7 protein-coding genes are annotated in these 4,807 nt (G+C 53.9%); 1 reads left to right on the plus strand and 6 read right to left on the minus strand.

Annotated features, from left to right (window positions below):
- Positions 1–702: alcohol dehydrogenase catalytic domain-containing protein (locus ACLL9E_RS03895; RefSeq protein WP_411290430.1), on the minus strand; the 702-nt coding region annotated here is incomplete at its 3' end.
- A gap of 211 nt (positions 703–913) precedes the next feature.
- Here ACLL9E_RS03895 and ACLL9E_RS03900 point away from each other — a divergent pair.
- Positions 914–1,150, plus strand: a complete 237-nt coding sequence (locus ACLL9E_RS03900; RefSeq protein ID WP_411290431.1) for a hypothetical protein — start codon at positions 914–916, stop codon at positions 1,148–1,150.
- Positions 1,151–1,282: 132 nt separating this feature from the next.
- On the opposite strand, the gene ACLL9E_RS03905 is transcribed toward ACLL9E_RS03900, so the two are convergent.
- From ACLL9E_RS03905 to ACLL9E_RS03925, 5 genes are all read right to left on the minus strand, one after another.
- On the minus strand, positions 1,283–2,173 hold the full coding sequence (locus ACLL9E_RS03905) for a DUF3618 domain-containing protein (RefSeq protein ID WP_411290432.1): 891 nt from the start codon (positions 2,171–2,173) through the stop codon (positions 1,283–1,285).
- 11 nt (positions 2,174–2,184) lie between these two features.
- Positions 2,185–2,643, minus strand: a complete 459-nt coding sequence (locus ACLL9E_RS03910; protein ID WP_411290433.1) for a phage holin family protein — start codon at positions 2,641–2,643, stop codon at positions 2,185–2,187.
- Positions 2,640–3,143: a hypothetical protein gene (locus tag ACLL9E_RS03915; RefSeq protein ID WP_411290434.1), complete on the minus strand. Its 504-nt coding sequence runs from the start codon at positions 3,141–3,143 to the stop codon at positions 2,640–2,642. Before ACLL9E_RS03915 ends, ACLL9E_RS03910 begins: the two co-directional genes overlap by 4 nt.
- Positions 3,144–3,314: 171 nt before the next feature.
- On the minus strand, positions 3,315–4,373 hold the full coding sequence (locus tag ACLL9E_RS03920) for a glycosyltransferase family 4 protein (RefSeq protein ID WP_411290435.1): 1,059 nt from the start codon (positions 4,371–4,373) through the stop codon (positions 3,315–3,317).
- On the minus strand, positions 4,370–4,807 hold a 438-nt coding region (locus ACLL9E_RS03925; RefSeq protein ID WP_411290436.1), incomplete at its 5' end, for a UDP-2,3-diacylglucosamine diphosphatase. The genes ACLL9E_RS03925 and ACLL9E_RS03920, both read right to left, overlap by 4 nt.

Consider the following 4,807-nt stretch of genomic DNA (forward strand, 5'->3'; position numbering starts at 1 on the left):
GTCGTCAATTTCCTTGAAATTATAGACTTCAGCCGGACAATAAGTGCGCGCAAATTCAAGCCGGTAATCGACCAGATCGAAAACGATCACCCGTCCAGCGCCAAATAACCAGGCGCACCGGGCTGCCATCAATCCGACTGCGCCAGCACCGAAAACAACGACAGTGTCGCCCCTTTGAATTCCCCCCATTTCGGCTGCTTGATACCCGGTGGGAACCACATCGGTGAGCAGCACTGCGTCGTCCAAATCCATCCAATCGGGAATGATATGCGGACCGACATCGGCATATGGGACCCGCACATATTCTGCCTGACCGCCATCATAGCCTCCGGCTGTATGGGAATAGCCATATACTCCGCCAACAGCAGTCGATTGCGCGTTGGATTCATGGCAGTTGCCAAACAACCCCTGTTTGCAAAAATGGCAGTGACCGCAGGCAATGTTGAAGGGGACAAGAACGCGGTCACCGGGTGTTACCTTTTCAACGTCAGGACCCACTTGTTCGACAACACCGCAAAACTCGTGCCCGAACGTCATGCCAACGCGTGTGTCGGGCACAAGGCCATGGTATAAATGCAGGTCCGACCCGCAAATGCATGACCGGGTAACGCGCACAATGGCGTCCTGCGGATGCAGGATATGGGGCATTGGCTTTTGTGAGAGGCGGACGCGATACGGTCCGCGATAATCCATCGCTAACATGTGTTTTCCATCGTTGAATTTGAAGCTCGCGCTACCATCCAATCTTCCGCTCGGCACCGCTTAAAGGGCAGGCTGTGCCGGAACTGAGCGCAGTGGCACCATCGGGAACTTTGCCGCGTCATGCCCGTTATCTTCCCGGACACACCGCCTGCGAATCCTCCCGTTTTTAGTTCGGTGTGTCCAACTTTCTCAAGATCCGCGGACACATATCATGACCGAACATTATCATTTGCTGGAAGATGACCAGAACAATGAATGGCAATTGCTCCGTCAGGGTGCCGGCTACATCGAAAGCATTTTTCTGACTTTGGATGATGCCATCAAACGGCTGCCAGATGCCGTGGGAAACAACAAGACGATCGTTACGATTTTTGACTCTCAAGGTTCACGCCTTGGTGAGCATGTCGTCGATCGCTCCAGTCAGAGTTTCCCAGTCCAAGCACTCTAATCCGTCGCGCAGTTATTCAGGCAAGGCTGGTCGAAAGACCGGCCTTTTTGCTGCATAAGATGCAGCACATAGACAAAAGCCGCCGCCAGATAGGTCTGACAGCGGCTTTGCGCGACTTTTTTTAATTAAGAATTACGTGCGAACCATGAACGGTGAATCCGCGTTCTGGATATCAGCTGATCTGCCCATGTCAGACGATGATGGTTCCTTATTCAAAGTCGCATCCGCCTTTTCGACCAGCTCGTCTTTCTTCTCACGCACAATAGATTCCAGTTGTTCAGTCTGCTGACCAACGGCATCACGTGCCTTCTGACCAAGTGAACCAAGACTGTCTTTTTCCTGACGCGTTACCGGCAGCGCAGAGCCAAATGCAGCGCCAATAGCCGCCGCCAGAATCCCACTCACAAGCGGGTTCTCGCTGTAGAGATCGCTCGTTTTGGTGGCAGCAAGTTGCGCTTTCTGCTTGGCTGCATCTTGTAGATCGGTTGACGTGTCGGCCCAGGCGCGGCGTTTGTCGCGGAACTTGTCTGACATTGAATCCAGCCGTTGACGAAAGCTGCTCTCTTCTTCCTCATGTCCACGTTCCAACATGAAGAAATTTGAACGGGCTGTATCGCGGCGGCGTTGATAGGCTGCATCGTCTTCGTCTGCAGCGCGTTCAATGGCTGACATATGTGAAATATACTCACCATGGCTTCCGCTGAAATTGTCGTGACTGTTTGAGGGTGTCTTAGGTGTCTTAGAACCCAACGATGGCATCGAGGGAATCTTTGCGTCTTTGTCGCTTACCAGCCAGATGGCACCAGCGGCGATGAGGCCAAGCGCAACGGGGTTGCGACGGGCACCGTCCAAGATCATACGAACGTCGATATTGCTTTCGTCAGCCTTATCAAGAAGGGCATTGAACATATTTTTGATGCTCAATTGATCACCAATTCTGTCGACTGTCGAGCTCATATTTTCCTGTGTACGGCGGATTTCGAGTTCAATTGCGGCGGGGTCGTCATGTGTTGTGCTTGTCATGTTGAGTTCCTTTATAGCTCGCCGCGAACGGCGTCGGGCGTACGTTGAAGGGTGCGTTGGCTGCGGTCAGGGGCAAGATGTGTGGCGCTCATTTTCGCAACGCCACTGCGGTAGAGAATAAACGCCGGAACCAAGGTGACCGCGCCCACAATGAGTGTCGCCAAGCCAAGATTATCAATGGCATCGGCAAGCACATAAGCAAGCCCCATCAGGAGGACGCCAAGGCCGGAAATACCCACAACGGCTGCCCCGATGAGACCGCCTGCGGCAGCCTTGAGCTCGCTTGTTGACTCGCGGACCTCAGCTTTGATTAGGCTAAGCTGTTGCTCGGCAAGATGCGAACCTTGGTGAACCAAATCGCGCAGAAGATCGACGATATTATCGCTTTCACCCGTGTTCGACTTGGGCTTAATGCCATTTGCTACGCCAATACTTTCGTCGGGCACAGCGCGTCTATCCAGATCGCTCACACGAATTCTCCGCGCGGAGCGACCGCGTTAACTGCACTATTATTGGTGCTATCCGATGACAAAGGCGGCATCGACTGTACAGGTGAAACCGAACCCATGCGCGTAGGTTCGTTTGCGCCGCTGCTAGCCTTGAATACGCGTGCGGCAGCAAAACCAACCGCGGCGCAAGCGCCTAAAAAGGTACCGGGCGAACGTTTTGCAAATTCTGTAACCTGCGATGCCATTTGGCGGCTGTCATTGTGTTCAAGCGTGTCCGCAAAACTTTTGATCTGTTCTGCACCTTGCGCAAGTAAAGATTTGAGCCAGGTTGGCGCATTTGGATCCAGAGATTCCGCTGCGCGCTCGATTGTGGACGAGACGGCGTGCACCTGCGTGACCGCATCATTTTTTCGTGCATCGACTTCGCTGTGAAGGCGGTTGACCGCAGACGAACCGACGGTCTTGGCATCTGAAAGCAATTCGGTACCAACGGGTGTTGCTGTTTCTGATATTGGCTGCATGATCGGCCCTTTCTAATTATTAGGTAGAAAGGGAATAACGTTGCCGTGCGAAGGTTCCTTATCTGGTCGAATAAGCAGCACTGTTCAGCATGGAGGCTGTGATACCACCGCCGAGCTGTGCCTTTATCGCACTTAGCGTTCGTTGTTTAGCTGGCTAACGCTGGGAGAGGTTTAAGCCGCCAGCGCATTATGTGTTTCGGCTTGCACGATACCGCTTTCAAACTGGTCGGTGCACGCGTCCCAGCAAAACCCAGCACCATATTTCGAAGCTTTGCTGCGGTTAAGTAAAAGCGCAGCTTGTATGGCCTGAGCCAGATTGAGGTTTAAACTCCCCACCGCCTGATTCATTAATCCATTCGGCCCGCGACCGTCGGCACCGATTATGTCCAATGGCCCTTGCACAGGAAATCCAGCGACCGGTAGCCCGCAGGCCAAGGCTTCGACGATTACAAGTCCAAAGGTATCGGTCTTGCTCGGAAACACAAAAACATCAGCCGTTGCATATATGCTGGCAAGCTCGGCACCACTGCGGGTCCCCAGGAACAGGACGGAGGGATATCTGGCCTCGAGCGCCGCGCGGGCAGGGCCATCGCCAACCACGACCTTACTGCCCGGCACATCAGCGTCCAGAAAGGCCTCTAAGTTTTTCTCGACTGCAACTCGCCCTACGGACAGCATCACGGGCTTAGTGAGATATTTTAAACGCGGGTGTTCGGGCTGCTCGGGATGAAACATGTCGCGGTCAATACCGCGTGACCAAAGCTTCGTATTCTCAATGCCACGGCTTTCAAGTTCGTTACGCAAGCTCTGCGTTGCCGTCAAAACAGCCTTCGAGTGCTTGTGAAATTTGCGCATGATCGGCCAGATGAGGTCAGCGGAGAGCGGTGTGCGCGCCGCCACATATTCAGGAAATCGCGTATGGAAGGCGGTGGTGAATGGAACGTCATGTTTCAGGCACCAAGCGCGCGCGCTCCATCCGATTGGGCCCTCAGTGGAAATATGGACAATGTCGGGCTGGAACCCGCCAAGAATTTTGCGTACGTTAAAGCGCGGTGCGACCGCGAGACGGATCTCGGAATAGCCGGGGCAGGGAATATTAACGAAGCGGTCCGGGGTAAGGATTTCGACCTTGTGTCCGCGTGACCTCATCCGGCTAATGGTTTCTGTCAGGGTGCGCACCACGCCATTGACCTGCGGTGTCCATGCATCGCTCGCGATGGCAAGCCTCATGCTGCCACCACCGCCTGTTTTTCGGTTCGGCCCCGAACGACGTCCGCCCAGTCAATGATTGACATGGTACCGTCCTTTGCCTCGGTCAACGCGGTACAGCTTTCGACCCAGTCGCCGTCATTATAGTAAGTGATCTCTCCGAATTGCCGGATTTCGGCGCAATGAATATGGCCGCAAACCACGCCCTGCACGCCGCGCTGCAGTGCCTCGCGCGCGACAACCTCTTCATATTGTCCCACATATTGAACGGCGTTTTTGACGCGCTTTTTCAGATAAGACGATAGCGACCAATAAGGTAGGTTGAACTTCCGCCGCACTGCATTGAGGATGATATTTGCCTTGAGGAGTAATGTGTATGCCTGATCACCCAAAAATGCGAGCCAACGGGCATACAGAACTATGCCGTCAAATGCGTCGCCATGCGTGACCAGCAA

It is taken from the genome of Sphingorhabdus sp. (assembly GCF_046596595.1).
GTDB lineage: Bacteria > Pseudomonadota > Alphaproteobacteria > Sphingomonadales > Sphingomonadaceae > Sphingorhabdus_B.

Excerpts from the sequence above, each read along its gene's own strand:
- ACLL9E_RS03900 (WP_411290431.1), top strand. The coding sequence starts at position 914 with ATGACCGAACATTATCATTTGCTGGAAGATGACCAGAACAATGAATGG.
- ACLL9E_RS03905 (WP_411290432.1), bottom strand. The coding sequence starts at position 2,173 with ATGACAAGCACAACACATGACGACCCCGCCGCAATTGAACTCGAAATC.
- ACLL9E_RS03915 (WP_411290434.1), bottom strand. The coding sequence starts at position 3,143 with ATGCAGCCAATATCAGAAACAGCAACACCCGTTGGTACCGAATTGCTT.
- ACLL9E_RS03920 (WP_411290435.1), bottom strand. The coding sequence starts at position 4,373 with ATGAGGCTTGCCATCGCGAGCGATGCATGGACACCGCAGGTCAATGGC.